The sequence below is a fragment of the Geminicoccus sp. genome (assembly GCF_035556675.1).
GTDB lineage: Bacteria > Pseudomonadota > Alphaproteobacteria > Geminicoccales > Geminicoccaceae > Geminicoccus.
Genome location: NZ_DATMFZ010000300.1, coordinates 18,547 through 38,687 on the forward strand (window position 1 = coordinate 18,547; position 20,141 = coordinate 38,687).

Consider the following 20,141-nt stretch of genomic DNA (forward strand, 5'->3'; position numbering starts at 1 on the left):
ATGTCGCGAGACTTACGTATAGCAGATTCCGTGCAAGCTTTCGGCCCGCACGATCCTTGGCCACGTTCGGCATCATTGTCCGTCTGATTTTCAACCGTGTCTGGGTACGTGAGCGACCAGTTCCACCTCCGGCTTCGACCTGATCGCCTCCACTAACGGTAGTGACGCTCACGGTCAGCCTCGTCAAGCCACGGGAGGACACGTCGCGGCTTTGACACGCGGTCGTGTGATCGTGCAGACCATATAAATCAACGCGGGCTAGCCCAAGCCGGGGTATCACCTGCCGGATGGTGTTGCCTGAAAGAGACAGCAATGGACCTCATACTGACACGTCTGGTTGAATCCGGGCGGCTCGTGGCGGCCGACCTCGCCCGGCTGCGCGAGCAGGCGAACGGTGCCGGTGAGTTCCTGCCCTCGCTCCTGGCCAAGAGCGGCCTGATGACGCCCGCCGGTTTCGCCCGCGCTGTGGCCGAGCTCTACGATGTCGAGGTCGCCACCGCCGATGCGGTGCCGAAGGAGCAACTGTTCGGCGGCCAGCTGGCCGCGCGCTTCCTCGAGGCCAACCGTGCCCTGCCGATCCGTCACGACGAGCGCACCGTCTGGCTGGCGATGGCCGATCCCACCGACAACGCCACCATGCGAGCGGTGGCGATCGCCACGCGGCGCCGGGTGGTGCCGGTGGTGATGGCCTATGACGAGCTGGAGCGGGCGATCGCGAAGTCGGTCCGCGCCGAGGCGCCGTCGCTGGACGAGATCGGCCGCGCCGCGGCCGGTGGCGATCTGCTCGACCAGATGCCGGACGACAAGGAGAGCCTGGAGCACCAGGCCGAGGCCGCACCGGTCATCCGCTTCGTGAACCAGATGCTCTCGGACGCGGTGCGGATGAGTGCCTCGGACATCCATGTCGAGCCCGCCCGCGACCGGCTGCGCGTGCGCTTCCGCGTCCATGGCCGTCTGCGCGAGATCGGGGCACCTCCGGCGCGGCTGGCGGCGGCGGTGATCTCGCGCATCAAGATCATGGCGCGCCTCGACATCGCCGAGCGGCGCCTGCCCCAGGACGGCCGCGCCCGGGTGGTGGTCGATCAGCGTCGCTTCGACCTGCGCGTCGCGACCGCCCCGTCCGTCCATGGCGAGAGCGTGGTGATCCGCCTGCTCGAGACCGACAAGGACGCACCCAGCTTCGTCGAGCTCGGCATGCCGGCCGCGATCGAGGCGGCGATCCGCCGCCAACTCGCCGCCCCGCACGGCATGTTCCTGGTCACCGGCCCCACCGGCAGCGGCAAGACCACGACCCTCTACACCTCGCTGCGCCAGCTGGACGCGGTGACCGACAAGATCATCTCGATCGAGGACCCGGTCGAGTACCAGGTGGAGGGCGTCACCCAGATCCAGGTCCGGCCCGAGATCGACCTGGGCTTTGCCCGGATCCTGCGCAGCGTGGTGCGCCACGATCCGGACGTGATCATGGTCGGCGAGACCCGCGACGGCGAGACCGCCGACATCGCGGTGAACGCAGCCCTCACCGGCCACCTGCTGCTCTCCACCCTGCACACCAACAGTGCAGCAGGCGCGGTCGGCCGGCTCCTGGACATGGGGGTCGAGCCCTTCTTGCTGGCATCGGTGCTGCGCGGGGTGCTGGGCCAGCGCCTGGTGGCCGAGCTCTGCCCGAATTGCCGGCGTCCCCATTCGCCCACCGAGGAGGAGGCGGCGGTGCTGACGCGCTTCGGCACGGCCGACACCGCCATCACCCTGTTCGCCGCCGATGGCTGCGAGCAGTGCAACGGCACCGGCATCGTCGGGCGGGTCGGCATCTTCGAGATGCTGGAGGTGGACGAGGAGATCCGCCGCCTGATCCGCGAGCGGGCCCCCAGCCAGGCGCTGCAGGCCCATGCCATGTCGCGCGGCATGACCACCATGTTCCAGGACGGCGTGGCCAAGGCGATGGCCGGGGTCACCACGCTGGACGAGGTGCTGCGCGCCACCGAGGAGTTCTGAGCGGATGGCATCGTTCCGCTATCGGGCGCTCACCGCGGCCGGCCAGATGACCAGCGGCGACGTCGAGGGCGCCAACCGCGCCTCGGCGGTGCGTGCGCTGGAAGCGATGGGGCTCGTGCCGATCGAGCTGGCGGAAGGCCGGCCGGGTGCGGCGCGCGCCGCCAGCCCGCGCGGTGCCGCCCGGAGCGGCGAGCCGCGCCCGGCGGTGCGGGCCAGCGGGCGGGGCGGCTTGTTCGGCATCAGCGGCGCGGTGGTCACCCAGTTCACCCGTGAGCTCGCTACCCTGGTGTCGGCCGGGCAGACCCTGGCCTGGTCGCTGGAAACGCTCGGCGGTGACGACACGCTCGGCAAGATGGGCACCGTGATTCAGCAACTCCTGGGCGAGGTGAAGGGCGGCAAGAGCTTCACCGACGCGCTGGCCCAGCATCCCAGGCTATTCCCGCGCGCCTATCTCGGCATGGTACGGGCCGGCGAGGCGACCGGTGCGCTGGATTCGGCGCTGCTGGAGCTGGCGGCCCTGCGTGAGCGCGAGGAACGGATGCGCGCCAAGCTGATCGGGGCCATGACCTATCCGATCCTGCTGGCCGTGGTGGCGATCGGTTCGCTGCTGGTGCTGCTGACCGTGGTGGTGCCGCAGTTCGAGCCGCTGTTCGCCGATGCCGGCGCCAGCCTGCCGGGCTCTACCCAGGTGACCCTCGCCGTCGCCCGCTTCGTCGAGACCAACGGCGTCGTCACTGCGATAGCATTGGCGGTGCTGGTCTTCCTCCTGGTGGCCCTCGCCCGGCAGGATGCCGGCGGCAAGTTCCTCCACCGCCTGCTCCTGCGCCTGCCGCTGATCGGCCCGATGGCGAGGGCGCGCGCCACGGCGCAGACCACCCGGATGCTGGGCTCGCTCCTGTCCGGCGGCGTGGAGCTGCCGCAGGCGCTGCAGCTCACCCGCGACGCGGTGAACAACCGTGCGGTGTCGGCCAGCCTGGATCGTGCGCTGGCCGGCGTGCGCCAGGGCCGCCCGCTCTGGCTCTGCCTGAACGATGCCGGCCTGCTGGCACCCCAGGCGATCCGCCTGTGCCGGATCGGCGAAGAGACAGGCCGGCTGGGCGCAACGCTGCAGCAGGCGGCCGGCTGGTTCGAGACCAGGCTGGAGGAGCGGATCCAGCGGATCCTGTCGATCCTGGAGCCGGTGATCGTGGTCGGCCTGGGCGTGGCCGTGGCCGGCGTGGTTCTCTCGATCCTGGCCGCCGTGATCGCCGTCAACGACCTGGCGGGCGTGCGCTGATCAGGCCTGCCAGAAGCGGCGGCTGAACAGGATGAACACGGTGGTGAACTCCAGCCGCCCGACCAGCATGCCCAAGGACAGCATCCAGAGCGCCAGGTCGGACAGGCTGGCGAAGCTGCCGACCGGCCCGATCCGGTCGCCGATCCCGGGGCCGACATTGCTGACCGCGGTGACCGCACCCGAGATGGCGGTCTCGAACTCGAGCCCGGTCGCGGCCAAGCCCAGCGCCAGGCAGATCACGGTGGCGCCGTAGAGGGCGAACAGCACCAGCACCGCCCGCACGACATCGTCGCCAATCGGCCGCTCACCATAGCGGCGGACATAGACCGTGTGCGGCATCACCGTCTCGTTGCGGTGACGGCGCAGCAGCATGGCCATGACCTGGTAGCGGAAGATCTTCAGACCACCGGTGGTCGATCCGGTGCAGCCACCGATCGTGGACAGGAACAGGAACGCCACCACCGGAAGCGGCCCCCACTGCAGATAGTCGTCGGAGGCGAAGCCTGTGGTGGAGACGATGGAGACGACGTTGAAGGCGGCGTGGGTGACTGCCCAGAACAGGGGCGCACCGGCCATCACCACCAGCCAGACGGTGACCAGAACCACCGCACAGGCGAGGAAGACGACAAAGGTCCGGATCTGCGGGTCCTTCAGCAGGACAGCTGGCCCCCGGTTGAGGGACAGCGCGATCAGCGCCAGGGGCAGGCTGCCAGAGATCATGAACAGGGTCGCCGCCCAGAGGATCGGCGCATCGTAGGAGGCGAAACTGTTGGAATAGTTGCCGAAGCCGCCGGTCGCGACGGTCGCCATGCCGTGAACGACCGCGTCGAACGTGTTCATGCCGAGCGCTGCATATACGAACACGCAGAGCATGATCAGGCCGGAATAGACGGCGATGGTGGCACCCGCGATCTGGTCGATGCGCGGGAACAGCTTCTCGCTGCGGTCGGAAGATTCGGTGCGGAACAGCTGCATGCCGCCCACCGACAGGAAAGGCAGCATCACCAGCGCCACGACGATGATCCCGGCGCCGCCCAGGGCGTTGAGCAGCCCGCGCCACAACAGGATGCCGGGCGGGGCGAGCGACAGGTCCGCGATCGCCGAACTGCCCGTGGCGGTGAGGCCCGACATCGATTCGAAATAAGCCCCGGCGAAGCTCAGCTCCATGCCGCTGAACCGGAACGGCAGGGCAGCGAAACCCGAGAGCACGAACCAGGCAAGTGCGGTCAGGAGGAAGCCCTGGCGACGGTCGACCTTCAGGTCCTCGACATGGAAGGCCAGCACCAGCGCCACGCCGAAGAAGCCGGTGACGCAGGCGGAGAGCAGGAAGCTGTCGGCATCGTCGCTGTCATAGGCCAGGTCCGCCAGCATCGGCACGAGCATGAACATCGACAGGATGCACAAGAGCGCGCCCAGGGCATAGAACACCGGCCGTACGTCGATCATCGGCAGGAACCGTCGAACTGCATGCTGGCCATGGCGGCTCCGTACCGCCTCAGGCCGCAGCGTCGTCGATGTGGAAGCAGATCCGCTCGTCGCCCTGGTAGCGGTCCAGCTTCAGGGTGCCCGCCAGTTGCATCGGCCGGTCGGCAGCGCGCAGCAGGTCGCCCAGCGGCCGTTCCAGCGCCCGAAACGCAATGCCCGCGACCCGGCCGCCGTCGCGTCCTTCGATCCGCACGGCGAGATGGCCGGCGCCGACCGGGCGGGCGCTGGCAATGCGTGCGTCGACCAGATGGAGGCGGGGCTCCTCGTTGCCCTGGCCGAACGGCTGCAGCTGCTGAAAGGCGGTCGCCAGCTCGCGTCGACAGGCGCCGATCGAGACCGATGCATCCAGCTCGATCGGCCGGCGCTGGCCGGTCGACGCTGTTCGCGCGGGTATCCGGTCCAGGAGGTGGCGGCGGAACTCCTCCAGCCGGGCGGCCTCGACCGTGACCCCGGCCGCCATCGGGTGGCCGCCGCCCTTTTGCAGGATGCCGGCCTGGCGGGCGGCGATCACGGCCTGGCCGAGATCCACACCCGGCACGGAACGGGCCGAGCCCTTGCCGATGCCGTCGGCATCGAAGCCGATCACGAAGACCGGGCGGTCATAGCGTTCGACCAGCCGGCTGGCGACGATCCCGATCACGCCCGGATGCCAGCCCTCCCCCGAGGCCACCAGCACCGGCGCATCCTCGTCGAGCTGGGTCCGGACCGAGCGGTCGGCCAGGTCCAGGATCTCCCGCTCGATCTGGCGGCGCCGGGCGTTGAGCTGGTCGAGCCTGGCGGCGATCGCCCCGGCCTCGCCGGCATCGGTCTCGGTGAGCAGCCGCACGCCGAGATCAGCCTGGTCGATCCGGCCGCCCGCATTGATGCGCGGCCCCAAGAGGAAGCCCAAATGCCAGGCCTCCAGCAGCTCCGGCGCCTTCGCCTCACGCGACAGGCTGGCCAGGCCGGTGTTCTCGCCCCTGGCCATGACCCGCAGGCCCTGGCGCACGAAGGCGCGGTTCAGGCCGCGCAGGGGCACCACATCGCAGACCGTGCCGAGGGCCACCAGGTCGAGCAGGCCCATCAGGTCGGGCTCTGCCAGGCCATGGCGCCGCAGCTCGCGATTGGCCGCCACCAGCAGGAGGAAGGTCACCCCCACCGCTGCCAGATGGCCGCAGGGGCTGTCCTGGTCCTGCCGGTTCGGGTTCACCACCGCATAGGCGCGCGGCAGCTCCGCCTCGGCCGCATGGTGGTCGACCACGATCACCTCCTGGCCATGCAGGGCGGCATGGGCCAGGGGCTCGAACGCGGTGGTGCCGCTGTCCAGGGACGCGACCAGCCGGCAGCCGGCCAGCCGCAGCCGGTCGAGCGCTCCCGAATTGGGCCCATAGCCGTCCAGCAGCCGGTCGGGGATCTCGATCTCCACCGGGACGCCCAGCCCGCGCAGCCAGCGGCTGAGCAATGCTGCCGAGGTGGCGCCATCCACGTCGTAGTCGCCGATGATCCCGACCGGCTCTTTGTCCCGCACCGCCTGCACCAGCCGGGCGGCGGCCTTGTCCATGTCGGCCAGATGCGAGGGGTCGACCAGGAAGTCGCGCAGGCGCGGCTCCAGGAAGCGGTCGACCTCGTCCAGGCCGATGCCGCGTCCGGCCAGCACCCGCGCCACCACGTCCGCCAGCCCCTTGCGCTGGACCAGCGCGGCGACGAGGTCGGGATCGGCCGGCCGCTCCCGCCAGGGCCGGCCCGAGACCGGGCTCAGCTGATCCAGCAATGGACGATCAGCGGCCGAAATGCGGGACCACGCCGCGCTTCAGGCCGAGATTGTGCTCGGCATGCACGGTGCGCACGGTGCCCGTCTTCGAGCGCATCACGATCGAATGGGTGGTGATCCGCGTGCCGATCCGGCGGATACCCTGCAGCATGGTGCCGTCGGTGACGCCGGTGGCGCAGAAGGTCACGTCGCCCTTCGCCAGGTCCTCCAGGTGATACACCCGATCGAAGTCCTCGACCCCGAACTTGCGCGCCCGGGTCTTCTCGTCGTCGTTGCGGAACAGGAGCTTGCCCTGGAACTGGCCGCCGATGCAGCGTAGCGCCGCCGAGGCCAGCACGCCCTCGGGCGCGCCGCCGCTGCCCATGTAGATGTCCACACCGGTATCGGCGCGCGAGGTCGCGATCACGCCGGCCACGTCGCCGTCGCCGATCAGCCGGATCCGGGCACCCGCCTTGCGCACGTCGGCGATGAGCTCGGCATGGCGCGGCCGGTCCAGGATCATCACCACCAGGTCGTTGACCTGCACGCCCTTGGCCTCGGCCAGACGGTGGAGATTTTCCTTGGGCGCGTCACCCAGCCGGATCACGTCCTTGGGCAGGCCGCCGCCCACCGCGATCTTCTCCATGTAGACATCGGGCGCGTTGAGGAAGCCGCCCTTGGCCGCCATGGCGAGGCAGGCCAGCGCGTTGGCGCCGCCCTTGGCGCAGATCGTGGTGCCTTCCAGCGGGTCGAGCGCGATGTCGACCTCGGGGCCGCGCCCGGTGCCGACCTTCTCGCCGATATAGAGCATCGGCGCCTCGTCGCGCTCCCCCTCGCCGATCACCACCGTGCCTTCGATGTCGAGCACGTTCAGGGCGGAACGCATCGCGTCGACCGCGGCCTGGTCGGCCGCCTTCTCGTCGCCCAGACCCATCAGCCGGGAAGCCGCCAGCGCCGCGGCCTCGGTCACGCGCACGGCGTCCATGGCGAGGTTGCGGTCTTCACTTTGATAGTCGCTCATCATCGGCCTCTTCGGGCATGGCGCCCAGGGTTCTTGCGAAAACTCGTGTCAAGTACGCTCGACCCGGATCATGGTCGGCGCCTCCAGCACTACGGACAGGCCGGCGATCACGGCCAGGGCGCGCGTCATCGCACCCTCGGCCGCCTCGTGGGTGGTGATCACCAGGGTCACCGGCTGCTCGGGGTCGCGACCGCGCTGGATCAGGCTCTCGATCGAGACCTGATGGTCGCGCAGCACGGCCGCGATGTCGGCCAGCACGCCCGGCCGGTCGACCACCTCCAGGCGCAGATAGTAGCTGCCGACCAGATCCTCGGCCGGAGCCAGTTTCCGCTCGACGAGGTCGGCTGCCGGCACGCCGAAGGTCGGAAGGCGCAGGCCGCGGGCGATGTCGACGATGTCGGCCACCACGGCCGAGGCGGTGGGCCCGGCACCGGCACCCCTGCCCTCGAACATGGTGGTGCCGACCCGGTCGCCTTCCACGGCGATCCCGTTGAACACGCCCTCCACCGCCGCGATCGGTGCCGTCAGCGGCACCATGGCCGGGTGCATGCGCAGGACCAGCCCGGCCTCGGTGAGCCGGGCGGTGCCGAGCAGCTTGATCCGCAGGCCGAGCTGGGCGGCAAAGTCGATATCGACCGGCTTGATCGCCCGGATTCCCTCGGGCTGCATCGCGTCGAAGCGCGGCACGCAGCCATAGGCGAGGCTGGCAAGCAGCGAGAGCTTGTGCGCGGCGTCGATGCCGTCCACGTCGAAGGACGGGTCGGCCTCGGCATAGCCCTTGGCCTGCGCCTCGGCGAGCACGGTCGCGAAATCCCGCCCGGTCTCGCGCATCGTGGTCAGGATGTAGTTGGAGGTGCCGTTCAGGATGCCGGTGATCCGGCGGATCCGGTTGGCGGCGAGGCCTTCACGCAAAGCCTTCACGATCGGGATGCCGCCGGCCACGGCCGGCTCGAAGGCCAGCACCGCGCCATGCTCCTCGGCGAGCCTGGCGAGCGCGCCGCCATGATGGGCGAGCAGCGCCTTGTTGGCGGTGACCACGTGCTTGCCGGCACGCAGCGCCTGGCGGACCAGGTCGAGTGCTACGCCCTCCGAGCCGCCGATCAGCTCGCAGACCAGATCGACCTCGGGATCGGCGGCCAGTGCCCGGGCGTCCTCGTACCAGCGATAGCGGTCCGCCAGAAAGCCGCGGTCCTTGCCGCGGTCGCGCGCGGACACGGCCGTGATCTGCAGCCGGCGGCCGGTGCGCAGGGCCAGGACCTGCGCATTCTCCTCGATCAGCTGGACGGTGGCGGCGCCGACCGTGCCGAGCCCGGCGATCCCGATGCGCAGCGGGCTCATGCCGCCTCCAGCACCGAGGAGCCCGGCTTGGGCGAGATGCCATGGCGCCCGAAGAACGCCTTGATGTTGCGGGCAGCCTGGCGCAGGCGCTGCTTGTTCTCGACCAGGGCCAGGCGGACATGGCCGTCGCCATATTCGCCAAAGCCGATCCCGGGGGCGACCGCGACCTCGGCTTCCTCGATCAGCAGCTTGGCGAAGCCCAGCGAGCCCAGCTCGCGGAACGGCTCCGGGATCGGCGCCCAGGCGAACATGGTGGCGGGCGGCGGCGGCACGTTCCAGCCGGCCTTGGCCAGCCCGTCGATCAGCACGTCACGCCGTTCCTTGTAGAGCAGGCGGATCTTCTCGACGCAGTCCTGCGGCCCGTCCAGGGCGGCGGTGGCCGCCACCTGGATGGGCGTGAACGCACCATAGTCGAGGTACGACTTGATCCGGGTGAGCGCCGCGATCAGGCGCTGGTTGCCGGCGGCAAAGCCGATCCGCCAGCCCGGCATGGAATAGGTCTTGGATAAGGACGAGAACTCGACCGCGACGTCGAAGCCGCCTTCCACCTCCAGGATCGAGGGCGGCGGGCTGTCGAACCAGATTTCCGAGTAGGCGATGTCGGACAGGATGAACATGTCCTTCGCCTTGGCGAACCGCACCGCCTCCTCGTAGAATTTCCGGTCGACCACCTTGGCGGTCGGGTTGGAGGGGAAGTTCAGCACCATCATGGTCGGCGCCGGCACCGAATGCTCGGCCGCGTGGGCCAGCTCGCGCAGCAGGTCCGGCCCGTCCCGCATCGGCACGTGCCGGATGCCGGCGCCCGCAATGATGAAGCCGTAGGGGTGGATCGGGTAGGACGGGTTCGGCACCAGGATGGTGTCACCGGGGGCGGTGATCGCCTGGGCCAGGTTGGCCAAGCCTTCCTTGGAGCCCAGCGTCACGCAGACCTCGCGCTCGGGGTCGAGCTTCACCCCGAACCGACGCCCGTAATAGCCCGTCAGCGAGCGGCGCAGGCCCGGGATGCCGCGCGAGGTGGAATAGCGGTGGGTCCGACCATCGCGCACCGTTTCCACCAGCTTCTCGACGATGTGCTTGGGCGTGGGCGTATCGGGATTGCCCATGCCCAGGTCGATCACATCCCGGCCGGCCGCCCGCGCCTCCGCCTTCAGCCGGTTCACCTCGGCGAACACGTAGGGCGGCAGGCGGCGGATACGGTGAAAGGCTTGCTGCATCGAACAATGTCCCGGCAGTCCCGCAGCGCTGCGGACGGATCGGCGTGGTGGGCGCCATCTAGCACGAACGGCACCGCTCGCACATGCACCCGATCGCATCGGCCGTGGCGGCTCAGCCTCCGGGCGCGGTGCCGGGTGCGGCGATGCCTAGGACCCGGACATCGACCGCCTCGCTCTGGCCAGCTGTGTCCTGCGCCTGCTCGATCCGGTCGGACGGCACGCCTTGGCGGCGCAGCAGATCGGCCATAGCCTGGGCGCGCTGCGCAGCAAGTTCGGCATCCGCCGAGCGGCCGGTGACCGCGACGCGGCGACCGGTGAGGGCACCGGTGCCGACCAGTTCGGCGAGCATCGGCTCCACCGCCGCCCTGTTCGGTGCGAGCTGGCCGGCATCGAGCGGGAACAGCCAGCGCCGGCCCGCTTCCAGCGGTGCCGGCGCCCCGGCGGGCGCCTCCTCGGTGCCGGTGACGGCGACCGTGCCGTCGCCGAAGAACCCGGCTATGCCGGCCGACAGGCTGCCATCGACGCCGCCCGCATCCGCCGGGTCCGTCGTCGTCAGGCGGTTGGCCGGCAGGCTGCGCGGCGACGGCACCAGGGATGGCTCGATCTGGTCGACCTCCGGCCCCACCGCCATGACATCGTCCAGGAAGGACGACAGGTCGCCGCTCGTGTCGCGCCGCTCGATCAGCCGCACCTTGGCGGGCGCACGGGGCTGCGTCGTGCGCGGGGCCGGACGTGGCTCCTCGGCCGGCATCACCTCCGGCACAGGCGGCATGGGTGGCGGCGAGGCGCCCTCGGTGGTGCGCACCAGTTCCGCGGTTTGCTTGGCGTGCGCCCGATCGGCGACGAGCCCCTCCTGGATCTGCCGGCGCTGCGCCGCACTGTAGCTGAGCTTGGGCCGCGGCGGGACTTCGCGCACGCTCGGATAGGTGTTCTCGAGTGGTTGGATGGCCGCGGCCCTGGCGGCATCCTCGGCGATGATCCGGTCGGCCGGCTCGACCACCGCCGGCTCAGGCTGGGTGCTGCAGGCCGCCAGCACCGGCAGGACGAGCAGCGCGTAGGCCAGCGGCATGGGAGCCGGACGGCGGCGGTTCCCGCACTGCGGGGGAACAATCTCTCGATCCAGCATGCCACGTCCGTTTGGGTTAACGGTTCCACAAGCGCCCGGCATCGTTGGCAGGAGCGGTACGGCTCGTCTACACGAGGCCTGGGGGCGGAGGCAAAGGCACCGAGGGTCCGAAAACATGGGCGAACAAGCGAAGGCGGTAGCTGCCGATGAGCCGGACACGGCGGCGGTCCTTAGCGAGATTGCCGGCCGCAGCCAGAAGCTCATGCACGACTTCATGGAACGCCAGCAGCTTCTGGAGCCGGCACCTCCGGGCATGGATCCGCTGGGACTTGGCTCCGCGATGGTGGAGCTGGGTGCGAGGCTGTGGTCCAGCCCCGCTGAGGTGATGAGCGCGCAGTTCTCGCTCTGGCAGGACTATCTGCGCCTTTGGAACTCCACGACCTCGCGCCTGCTCGGCGGCGAGCCGGAGGCGGTGGTGGTGCCCGAACGGGGCGACCGGCGCTTCAAGGACGCGGCTTGGGAAGAGAACCCCGTGTTCGACTTCATCAAGCAGTCCTACCTGCTGACCTCCCGCTTCCTGCTCAAGACGGTCAGCGAGGCGGACGGGCTGGACGAAAAGACCCAGGCCAAGCTGGCCTTCTACACCCGCCAGTTCGTCGATGCGCTGGCCCCCTCGAACTTCGTGGCCACCAACCCTCAGGTCCTGCGCGAGACGATCGATACCAAAGGCGAGAACCTGCTGAAGGGTCTCAGCCACCTGCTGGAGGACCTGGAGCGCGGCAAGGGCCGGCTGTCGATCAAGATGACCGACCTGGAGGCCTTCGAGGTGGGGCGGAACATCGCCACCACCCCGGGCAAGGTGGTCTACCAGAACGACCTCATGCAGCTCATCCAGTATGAGCCGACCACGGAGAAGCAGTACAAACGCCCGCTCCTGATCGTGCCGCCCTGGATCAACAAGTTCTACATCCTGGACCTCCAGCCGAAGAACAGCTTCATCAAGTATTGCTGCGACCAGGGCTTCACGACCTTCGTGGTCTCCTGGGTCAATCCGGACGCGAAGCTCGCGCACAAGAGCTTCGAGGACTACATGCGCGACGGCATCCTGGCAGCACTCGATGCGATCGAGCAGGCGGTCGGCGAGAAGGCGGTCAACGCGATCGGCTACTGCCTGGGCGGCACGCTGATGGCCTCCACGCTGGCCTACATGGCGACGAAGCGCGACAGCCGGATCAAGGCGGTGACGTTCTTCACGACGCTGGTCGACTTCAAGCAGCCGGGCGAGCTCGGCGTGTTCATCGACGAGGAGCAGCTCAAGGCCATCGAGGCTCAGATGTCGCGCACCGGCTATCTGGAAGGTGCGGAGATGGCTCACACCTTCAACATGCTGCGGGCCAACGACCTGATCTGGTCGTTCGTCGTGAACAACTACCTGCTCGGCAAGGAGCCGTTCCCGTTCGACCTCCTGTACTGGAACAGCGACAGCACGCGCATGCCGGCGACGATGCACAGCTTCTACCTGCGCAAGTTCTATCATGAGAACAAACTGGTCGAGCCGGGCGGGATCAGCCTGTGCGGCGTGCCGATCGACCTGCGCAAGGTGAAGCTGCCGGTCTACTGGGTCAGCACCCGCGAGGACCATATCGCACCCTGGCAGAGCACCTATGCCGCGACCCGGATCTACCAGGGCCCCAAGCGCTTCGTGCTGGCGGGCTCCGGCCATATCGCGGGCGTGGTCAACCCGCCGCACTCGGGCAAGTACGGCTACTGGGTCAATGACGAGCTGCCACCCGATCCCGCCGACTGGCTGGCGGGTGCGACCGAGCACCCGGGCAGCTGGTGGGACGACTGGCGCGACTGGCTCAAGCCGAAATCGGGCGCGCTGGTGGCCGCTCGGGTGCCGGGAGAGGGTGGCCTGCCCGCCCTTGAGGACGCGCCCGGGAGCTATGCGAAGATCCGGGCCGACACCGCCCCGGCCAGCCCGGCCGACCCGTCAGCGTAACGGGGCCGGCCGGCCGGTAGCCAGCGCTGCCAGCCGCTGGCCGCCGCGTTCCAGATGCGCCCAGCGGGCCTCTTCGTTCACCGAATAATAAGGAACATAGTGGGGGGTGCGCTCCTGCGGCATGATCGCGTTGGTCAGGTTGTCCATGACCAGGAGGCGGCCGTCGACCAGCACCACCAGCACCGCATGGGCCAGATCGCGCATCGTGTCCTGGACCACGACCATGCGCATGTCGCTGGCCGGCACGCCCAGCTGGCGCAGGGAATGGTATTTCAGGATCGCATAGTCCTCGCAGTCGCCGGTCCGGCGCAGGAACTCCAGCGGTGACGCCCAGTAGTCGCTCCGTCCCCAGACCTCCTGGTCGGAGCGATAGGGAATGCGGTTGGCGAAGCGGTTGAGCGCCCGCACCTGGCTCAGGCGATCCTGGCCCTGCAGGTCCTGCAACAGGGCCTGCCAGGCGGTCGTGGCCTTGGACGGGCAGGCGGGCGCGGCCTCCGCACAGGCGCGGTAGATCGGCTCCTCGGCCAGCACCTGCTGGGCGACGCGCCGCCACTGCGGCAGGGCGAGCTGCCGGTCCGCCCTGACCTCGACCGTATCGAAGATGGCGGGCATCGCGACCACCGCCTTGGGCAAGAGACTACATGTCAGTGCCAGCCCCGCGACGAGGCCTGCACGGATGATGCTCGGCATCATCGGGCGCTCCGGCTTGCGCGGCCTCTACATGAGCCCGTCGCGTTTCCTCGGAGCGCAGGATTGCCCGGAAACAGTGAACGAAATGGAAACGCCGGCGGCCAGCCTCGGCCCCGGCATACCGGGCTACCCGGTCACTGGCGGGCAGCCCGGTTCCCGCTCAGGCGAGGCCGGAGCGGCGCCTGGCATGGAGCCAGGCCGCGAAGCCGCCCAGTGCCATCACGATCACCGCGGCCAGCATGGTGAGCGTGCCGACGGCCGGCACCTGCGGCGTGTAGCCGGACTGGATCTTGGCGCTGATCCATTCGGGGATGGTCTGGTCGGCGCCGGTCGAGAACATCGAGAGCGGAAAGTTCGCCCAGGACAGGAGGAAGGCGGACAGGAAGCCCGACACGATGCCCGGCGTGAGGATCGGCAGGGTGACCTCCCTCAGGGTCTGCCAGCGGGTGGCCCCCAGGTCGACCGCAGCCTCCTCCATCGCCGGATCGAAGGAATAGACCTGGATGGCGATCACCAGCGTGGTGATGGGCGCGATCCAGACCAGATGTGCGAACACCGCGGCCTGCCAGGAGGGCGTGACCCCAATCGCGGAGAACCACAGGAGCAGGGCCAGGCCCAGCACCGCCTGGGGGAACAGGATCGGGAGAAGCAGGATCTTCTGGTAGAGCTTGCGGCCGGCCCAGCGGTAGCGCGCAAACGCCAGGGCGCCGAAGAAGGCCAGCACCGTGGCGATCGTCGCGACCAGCAGGGCGATCACGAGCGAGGTCCAGAAGAAGCTGCGGATCGAGAGCGAGGCGAACACGTCCGCGTACCAGTTGGTCGCGAACTGCGGGATCGGGAACTTGAAGAACTTGGAGCGGGAGAAGGACGCCATCACGAGCGTCATCATGGGCAGGTAGACGAACACCAGCACCAGGCCGATCAACGTCCCGTAGAGCCAGCGCGCCGGACGGCCGATCTCGTTCATGCGCTCATTTCCGTCCGAAGATGCCGTCGAGGTCGATTCGTTTGAGTAGCGTGACGGCGAGTACGCCGGCCACCAGGATCATCAGCACCGACAAGGCCGAGCCCTTCGGCCAGTTCTGGGCGAAGGTGAACTCGTTCTGGATGTCCTGGGCGATCATCACCACCGAACTGCCGCCCAGGATGCGCGGCTCGGACAATGCACCGGCGGCCAGGATGAAGGTCATCAGCGCGCCGATCAGGATGCCCGGCATGGCCAGCGGGATGTCGACCTCGCGCAGCACCTGCCAGCGCGTGGCCCCCAGGTCGAACGCTGCCTCCCGCATCTCAAGCGGCACCATGGCGATGCCCATGATCATCGGGAACAGCATGAAGGGCAGATAGGTGTAGACTAGGCCGAACAGGGTGGCGCTCACCGTGTAGAGCATCGAATCGGTGGCGATGCCGAACCAAGCCTGCAGCGCCCCGGACAGGACGCCGCCCTTGACCAGGAACAGCATCCAGCCCACCAGGCGCAGATTGTCGGCGACGAACAAAGGTGCGGTGATCAGGAGCGCCAGCACGCCTGCGACCCGGCCGAACACCCGGACCATGGCGTAGGCCACCGGGTAGCAGACGACCATGCAGATGAGCGTGGTGGCCGCTGCCAGGTAGAGCGAGGCCAGGAAGGACCGGTAGAAGGAGTTGGCGAAGATCTCCTGGAAGTTCGCCAGGGTCGGCGGCTGCAGGATCGAGAAGCTCTGCGGCGGCATGAAGGCGAACGCCACCACGAGCAGCAGCGGCGCCACGAAGCCTGTCAGCATCAGCAAAGCCATCGGCAGGGCGGTTAGCACGCCCGGCTGCCGGAGCCAGGCCCGCCAGCCGGACGGCTTCGGCGCCGCTCGCGCGGCCGTGGCCGGCGTGATCGTCACGATACCGGTTGCCTGCGCCATCTAGCGCCTCCGGAAGGCAGAGGTTCGCGAAGCGGTGGGCCGGCACATCACTGCAGCGCCCCCTTCGGGAAGATCATCGAATCGCCCGTGTCCCAGCCGACGGATACTTGGCTGTCCAGGTCGCCCTCGTAGCGCTGGTCGCGCAGGTTCTCGAGCAGGAGCACCTGCTTCTCGCCGACCCGGATCTGGTACTGGACCCGCGAGCCCAGGAGGTATTCGTTGTAGACCGTGCCGGTCACGACATTGTGGGCCTGGCTGGGCTTGGCCACGAAGCGCAGCGATTCCGGGCGGATCACCAGCGAGCATGGGCCGGCGCCGGCCGATGCCGGCACCAGGTAGCGCGCACCGGTGACGTCGTCGGTGGCCGTGCCGTCGGGGCCGACGGTGACGTCCAGGATGTTCACCTCGCCCATGAACTCGGAAACGAACCGGGTGGTCGGGCTGCCATAGATCTCGTTGGGCGTGCCGACCTGGACGAAGCGGCCGCGGTTCATCACCCCGATCCGGTCGGACATCACCATCGCCTCCTCCAGCGAGTGGGTGATGTAGACGAAGGTCTTGCCGGTCTGGCGGTGGATGTCCTTGAGCTCCTTCTCCAGCACCTTGCGCAGCTTGTAGTCGAGTGCCGAGAGTGGCTCGTCGAAGAACAGGATCTCGGGATCGAACGCCAGGGCCCGGGCCAGCGCTACGCGCTGTCGCTCGCCGCCCGAGCACTGCGTCACCGCCTTGCCGTAGTAATGGTCGGGCAGGCGGAGCTGGGCCAGCAGCTCCAGCGCCCGCTGCTTGCGCGCGGCGGGATCGACGCCGCGGATCTTGAGCGGGAACTCGATGTTCTGGCCGACCGTGCGGTGCGGGAACAGCGCCAGCGACTGGAAGACCATGCAGGTCGGCCGCTTGTTGGCTGGTACGTCGTTGATCCGCTGGCCGCGCAGCAGGATGTCGCCACTGGTGGGCTTGTCCATGCCGACCAGCATGCGGACCATGGTGGTCTTGCCCGAGCCGGACGGCCCCACGATCGTGAAGAACTCGCCCTCCCGGATGTCGAGCGTGATGCGGTCGACCGCGGCGAACTGGTCGAAGACCTTCTCGATCGCGCGGAGCTGGAGGATCGGCTGGGCTGCCCGGGCCGCAGCTTCAGTGGTGGCCATCGCTTGAGACGCTTTCCTGTGATCCGGAGCCAGGAGACGAAAAGGGCCGGGACAAGCCCGGCCCGAAAGCGTGATCAGGCGCCCTTTTCGCGCAGCGCCGTGGTGAAGATCGCGTGCAGCTTCGGATAGTCCGGGATGTCGTCGAAGTCGGCGCAGCGCGCCATCAGCTCCGGCATCCGGTCCCACTGGAACGCGTCCAGCTCCTCGGTCGAGAACTGCTCCATCACCCTGGGATCGCCCATCTGCGCCACCGGATTGAACGTGCCCTCGGCAAAGGCGACGTTCTTGCACACCTCCGGGCGCAGCACATACTCCAGGAAGTCCGCACCACGCGGCGAGAGCTGCGGGTTGTTGACCAGCGAGGTCAGCTCCATCCAGCACACGCCGTTCTTGCCGCCGAGTTCGGCCGGACCGTTCTTCGGCACCACGCAGGTGAAGTGCGGGTTGCCGTCGTAGCGGGCGGTGGAGACGGTATAGACGCTGCCCGGGAAGCTCGCCGAGATCGAGCCGTTGATGACGCCCAGCGCGATAGCGTTCAGGTCATCGGAAACGAAGGCGGCATTGGTGATGATCTTGCGCATCACCGTCTCGAACCGGCCGATCTCGTCGTCGGTGAGCTTGCGGAACGGGCTGAAGCCCGCCGCTAGCGCCGTGTGCATGATCGCCCAGTCGTCATACTTCAGGACGGCGTACTTGCCGGCGAAGTCGTCCTCGAGGAACAGGTTGTAGCCCTGGTCCTCGGCCATCTCGACCGAGACGACGTTGGTGTCGACATTCATCCCGGACGGGCCGAAGCGCTGGATGTTGCCGAGCAGCTCCTTGCCGTCCTCGGACATGGCCCAGTGGTAGGGCCACTTGAACTCCGGCAGCATCATGTCCCAGTGCGGCCGGAACCGCTCCTGATCGAGTGGCACGATCAGGTTCTCGGGATAGAGCTGGCGGCGGCCCCAGCTGTTGTTCAGGTTGATGACGTCCCAGATCTTGGTGTCACCGGCGCGCAGCTGGTTGACCGCATCCGGGTCGGAGATCAGGCCCTGGGCCCGCACGTCGCAGTCGAACTCGGTGCGGAACGGGTCCAGCACCTTGTCCGAGTTGTACCCCTCCCAGCAATAGACGGTCAGCTCGTTCTCGCGCGCGGCCAGCGCTGCGCGTGGCAGGGCCGAGGCGGCGGCGATGCCGCCGGCCAGGGCCGCTGATCGGCGCAGGAGTTCCCGTCGGGAAGCGCTGAAGGACTGCAACAAATTCTTCCGCTTCATCGAGCAATTCCCCCCGGGATGAACTATGCTGAACAGCACCTCTCGCCGCCGTTCGTCCGGCTCGCCTGGTTCTTGCCGGGCGGCAGGTCGATGACGGGGTTCTGGTCGAAGAATCCGGTGGGCATCAGCATGAAGCCGCAACGCACGCAGGGCTGCACCGGGTGGTCCTCGAGCCTCGGCAGGTGGTGCAAGCCAAAACTGTGCCAGAGGACGATGTCGGTGTTCTCGACCGGCCGGTCCTGCGCGGTCCAGGCCGGCAGGCCCTCCTCACCGGTGGAATGGTTCATGAACTCGCCGGCGGGATAGCGCTCGTCGGGCGCAAACGGCGTCACCCAGAGATGGTGGTGCATGAAGCTCGCCCGCTTGCCGGACGGGCCGCGCGGGTCGGTGAACGCCTTGACCGCCGAGGTCGGCAGCAGCTTGTAGCCGGTCGGCGTGCCGACCCAGTTCTTCTTCTCGGGGTTGATGATCTTCCAATAGCGCTGGGTATCGAAGTTGGCGTTGCGCCTGGCCGCCAGCTCGGACGCCAGCCTGGTTTCCTCCATATAGAAGACGTTGCCATGCGGGCTGTCCGGCCCCATCGGCGGCGCCACCGTGTTGCACTCGACCACCGTGTTGTTTGGCCCGTCGACCTCCATGTCGAGGCGCGCGCTGAACACGTGCTGGTGGATCTGGCCGACCACGCCCGGCGCCACTTCGGTGCCGTACTTGCCGGGCTGGCCGGGGATGCAGGCCGCGGTGTTGATGACGCCGGTCGCCTTCATCTCGAACTCGATGTTGCCGTCCTGGTAGATGTACCAGTAGGAGGCATACTCGTAGTTGCCGACCGTGGTGATCGAGGAGATCACCAGCTTGCGCATCCGCCGCACCTCGGTCCGCTCGGTGCGGAAGTCGAAATGCTTCCAGGCGAGGCCGGCATCCTCCTCATGGAGGCAGATCGCGTTCTTGATGGTGCGCACGTTGCCGCTGAGGTCGGACAGGTCCACGTCGAAATAGTGGATGTGCCCAAGGCAGTCGCAGCCGAGCTCCAGCGAGTTCACCAGCCGGCCGAAGCCGTACTCGCCGCTGTCGAACACGTTCTTGCGGTGATGCGCGTTGTCCTTGGAGCCATAGGGCACCACCATCTCGGCGATCGACGCGCGATACACGATCGGCCGGCGCTTGCCGTTCTTCGTATAGCCGATCTGGTGCAGGACCAGGCCTTCCCGGCCGTTGAAGCCGACCCGCAGATCCCAGCCGAGCCAGCTGATCCTGTGCCCTTCGACCGTGAAGCTCGGGCCCTCCGGCTGGACGATGTCGAGCGGCTTGGGATGCGGCTGGTACTCGGTCAGGATCTCGTGGTCATAGTTGCACGGCGTGGTCGGCACCGGGACATGGTGGTCCTTGTCCTCGTACCAGTCGTCGACCCGCAGGACGGTCATCTGGTCGACATCGACCACCACGTTGATGCCCTCGACCGGATGGGCATAGTAGTTGTCGAGGGGAAACATCCGCATCCACACGAAGGTGTGGGCCAGGCGCCGGTTCTCCTCGCCGGGCACGCCGAAATTGCCGGCACTCCAGGGGTCGACGCAGACCAGGTCCAACTTGTCGGCCAGGCCCCGCCGTTCCAGCGCCGCGATGAAGCGTGGATCGGCCTTGGCCGCCGCCTCGACCATCATGAACTCTTCGGGTGAGATCATCGGCCGGGCGTCAGGCAGGAAGTCCATCCTGGCAACCTTCCCGGCGACCAGGTCGACCAAGCCCCGATAGACGCCGGACTCGCCGCGCTTGTAGGCGTTGAACCGTGCCACGCGCGGGAAGTCCGCCCCAGGCATATGGGCGCGTACGACCTCCTTGGCCGGCTCCTCCAGGTCGATCGTCTCGAACAGGAGGTCGGTGCCCGGCTCGAACCGGCCGCGCACGGCGGTCGAGGCTGCCACGATCTCCTCGGGGAACAGCGGGTCCAGGGGATGATCGGGCCTGGCCTTAACTCCGGCCGAGAGAGTCTCCTCCAGTCGCAGCGCCATGATTCACCCTCCCCTTG

15 protein-coding genes are annotated in these 20,141 nt (G+C 68.4%); 3 read left to right on the forward strand and 12 right to left on the reverse strand.

The window, feature by feature from the left end:
- Window positions 1-312 precede the first annotated feature (312 nt).
- Both VNS22_RS20925 and VNS22_RS20930 read left to right on the forward strand, forming a co-directional pair.
- A complete protein-coding gene (locus VNS22_RS20925; RefSeq protein WP_325735891.1) occupies window positions 313-1,995 on the forward strand; it encodes a GspE/PulE family protein in 1,683 nt (560 codons plus the stop codon).
- Between the two features lie 4 nt (window positions 1,996-1,999).
- Window positions 2,000-3,271: a type II secretion system F family protein gene (locus tag VNS22_RS20930; RefSeq protein WP_325735893.1), complete on the forward strand. Its 1,272-nt coding sequence runs from the start codon at window positions 2,000-2,002 to the stop codon at window positions 3,269-3,271.
- Here the strand turns inward: VNS22_RS20930 and VNS22_RS20935 are convergent, their stop codons facing one another.
- From VNS22_RS20935 to VNS22_RS20960, 6 genes are all read right to left on the reverse strand, one after another.
- The gene (locus VNS22_RS20935) at window positions 3,272-4,717 is read right to left on the reverse strand and encodes a TrkH family potassium uptake protein (protein ID WP_325735895.1); all 1,446 of its coding nucleotides are present in this window, start codon (window positions 4,715-4,717) and stop codon (window positions 3,272-3,274) included.
- 49 nt (window positions 4,718-4,766) lie between these two features.
- A complete protein-coding gene (gene recJ, locus VNS22_RS20940) occupies window positions 4,767-6,506 on the reverse strand; it encodes a single-stranded-DNA-specific exonuclease RecJ (protein ID WP_325735897.1) in 1,740 nt (579 codons plus the stop codon).
- A gap of 7 nt (window positions 6,507-6,513) precedes the next feature.
- On the reverse strand, window positions 6,514-7,506 hold the full coding sequence (glpX, locus tag VNS22_RS20945) for a class II fructose-bisphosphatase (RefSeq protein WP_325735899.1): 993 nt from the start codon (window positions 7,504-7,506) through the stop codon (window positions 6,514-6,516).
- 48 nt (window positions 7,507-7,554) lie between these two features.
- Window positions 7,555-8,844, reverse strand: coding sequence for a homoserine dehydrogenase (locus VNS22_RS20950; protein WP_325735901.1), 1,290 nt, complete (start codon window positions 8,842-8,844; stop codon window positions 7,555-7,557).
- Window positions 8,841-10,058: an LL-diaminopimelate aminotransferase gene (locus VNS22_RS20955; protein ID WP_325735903.1), complete on the reverse strand. Its 1,218-nt coding sequence runs from the start codon at window positions 10,056-10,058 to the stop codon at window positions 8,841-8,843. The genes VNS22_RS20950 and VNS22_RS20955 overlap by 4 nt, the downstream gene beginning before the upstream one ends.
- 112 nt (window positions 10,059-10,170) lie before the next feature.
- Window positions 10,171-11,127 carry a hypothetical protein gene (locus tag VNS22_RS20960; protein WP_325735906.1) on the reverse strand — a complete coding sequence of 319 codons (957 nt, stop codon included), beginning with the start codon at window positions 11,125-11,127 and terminating at the stop codon, window positions 10,171-10,173.
- A 172-nt stretch (window positions 11,128-11,299) separates the two neighbouring features.
- Here VNS22_RS20960 and VNS22_RS20965 point away from each other — a divergent pair, with 172 nt between their 5' ends.
- Window positions 11,300-13,126, forward strand: a complete 1,827-nt coding sequence (locus VNS22_RS20965; protein WP_325735908.1) for a class I poly(R)-hydroxyalkanoic acid synthase — start codon at window positions 11,300-11,302, stop codon at window positions 13,124-13,126.
- Here the strand turns inward: VNS22_RS20965 and VNS22_RS20970 are convergent.
- From VNS22_RS20970 to VNS22_RS20995, 6 genes are all read right to left on the reverse strand, one after another.
- Entirely contained in the window at window positions 13,118-13,819 is a 702-nt protein-coding gene (locus VNS22_RS20970) for a transglutaminase-like cysteine peptidase (protein WP_325735910.1), read from the reverse strand. The genes VNS22_RS20965 and VNS22_RS20970 overlap by 9 nt on opposite strands.
- A gap of 157 nt (window positions 13,820-13,976) precedes the next feature.
- Complete coding sequence (locus VNS22_RS20975) at window positions 13,977-14,783, reverse strand: ABC transporter permease (protein ID WP_325735912.1); 807 nt, start codon at window positions 14,781-14,783, stop codon at window positions 13,977-13,979.
- Window positions 14,784-14,787: 4 nt separating this feature from the next.
- Window positions 14,788-15,711, reverse strand: coding sequence for an ABC transporter permease (locus VNS22_RS20980; protein WP_325735914.1), 924 nt, complete (start codon window positions 15,709-15,711; stop codon window positions 14,788-14,790).
- Window positions 15,712-15,758: 47 nt separating this feature from the next.
- Window positions 15,759-16,859 (reverse strand): ABC transporter ATP-binding protein, encoded by a 1,101-nt coding sequence (locus tag VNS22_RS20985; RefSeq protein WP_325735916.1) that lies wholly within the window; start codon window positions 16,857-16,859, stop codon window positions 15,759-15,761.
- A 74-nt stretch (window positions 16,860-16,933) separates the two neighbouring features.
- Window positions 16,934-18,115, reverse strand: a complete 1,182-nt coding sequence (locus VNS22_RS20990; protein WP_325735918.1) for a PotD/PotF family extracellular solute-binding protein — start codon at window positions 18,113-18,115, stop codon at window positions 16,934-16,936.
- A 23-nt stretch (window positions 18,116-18,138) separates the two neighbouring features.
- The gene (locus tag VNS22_RS20995) at window positions 18,139-20,124 is read right to left on the reverse strand and encodes a primary-amine oxidase (RefSeq protein ID WP_325735920.1); all 1,986 of its coding nucleotides are present in this window, start codon (window positions 20,122-20,124) and stop codon (window positions 18,139-18,141) included.
- Window positions 20,125-20,141: the final 17 nt, after the last annotated feature.

Bases quoted from the DNA above. Each gene is read 5' to 3' on its own strand.
- VNS22_RS20975 (WP_325735912.1), bottom strand. From the start codon at position 14,783: ATGAACGAGATCGGCCGTCCGGCGCGCTGGCTCTACGGGACGTTGATC.
- VNS22_RS20925 (WP_325735891.1), top strand. From the start codon at position 313: ATGGACCTCATACTGACACGTCTGGTTGAATCCGGGCGGCTCGTGGCG.
- VNS22_RS20965 (WP_325735908.1), top strand. From the start codon at position 11,300: ATGGGCGAACAAGCGAAGGCGGTAGCTGCCGATGAGCCGGACACGGCG.
- VNS22_RS20960 (WP_325735906.1), bottom strand. From the start codon at position 11,127: ATGCCGCTGGCCTACGCGCTGCTCGTCCTGCCGGTGCTGGCGGCCTGC.
- VNS22_RS20995 (WP_325735920.1), bottom strand. From the start codon at position 20,124: ATGGCGCTGCGACTGGAGGAGACTCTCTCGGCCGGAGTTAAGGCCAGG.
- VNS22_RS20930 (WP_325735893.1), top strand. From the start codon at position 2,000: ATGGCATCGTTCCGCTATCGGGCGCTCACCGCGGCCGGCCAGATGACC.
- glpX (WP_325735899.1), bottom strand. From the start codon at position 7,506: ATGAGCGACTATCAAAGTGAAGACCGCAACCTCGCCATGGACGCCGTG.
- VNS22_RS20990 (WP_325735918.1), bottom strand. From the start codon at position 18,115: ATGAAGCGGAAGAATTTGTTGCAGTCCTTCAGCGCTTCCCGACGGGAA.
- VNS22_RS20980 (WP_325735914.1), bottom strand. From the start codon at position 15,711: ATGGCGCAGGCAACCGGTATCGTGACGATCACGCCGGCCACGGCCGCG.
- VNS22_RS20985 (WP_325735916.1), bottom strand. From the start codon at position 16,859: ATGGCCACCACTGAAGCTGCGGCCCGGGCAGCCCAGCCGATCCTCCAG.
- VNS22_RS20970 (WP_325735910.1), bottom strand. From the start codon at position 13,819: ATGATGCCGAGCATCATCCGTGCAGGCCTCGTCGCGGGGCTGGCACTG.
- VNS22_RS20950 (WP_325735901.1), bottom strand. From the start codon at position 8,844: ATGAGCCCGCTGCGCATCGGGATCGCCGGGCTCGGCACGGTCGGCGCC.
- VNS22_RS20935 (WP_325735895.1), bottom strand. From the start codon at position 4,717: ATGATCGACGTACGGCCGGTGTTCTATGCCCTGGGCGCGCTCTTGTGC.
- VNS22_RS20955 (WP_325735903.1), bottom strand. From the start codon at position 10,058: ATGCAGCAAGCCTTTCACCGTATCCGCCGCCTGCCGCCCTACGTGTTC.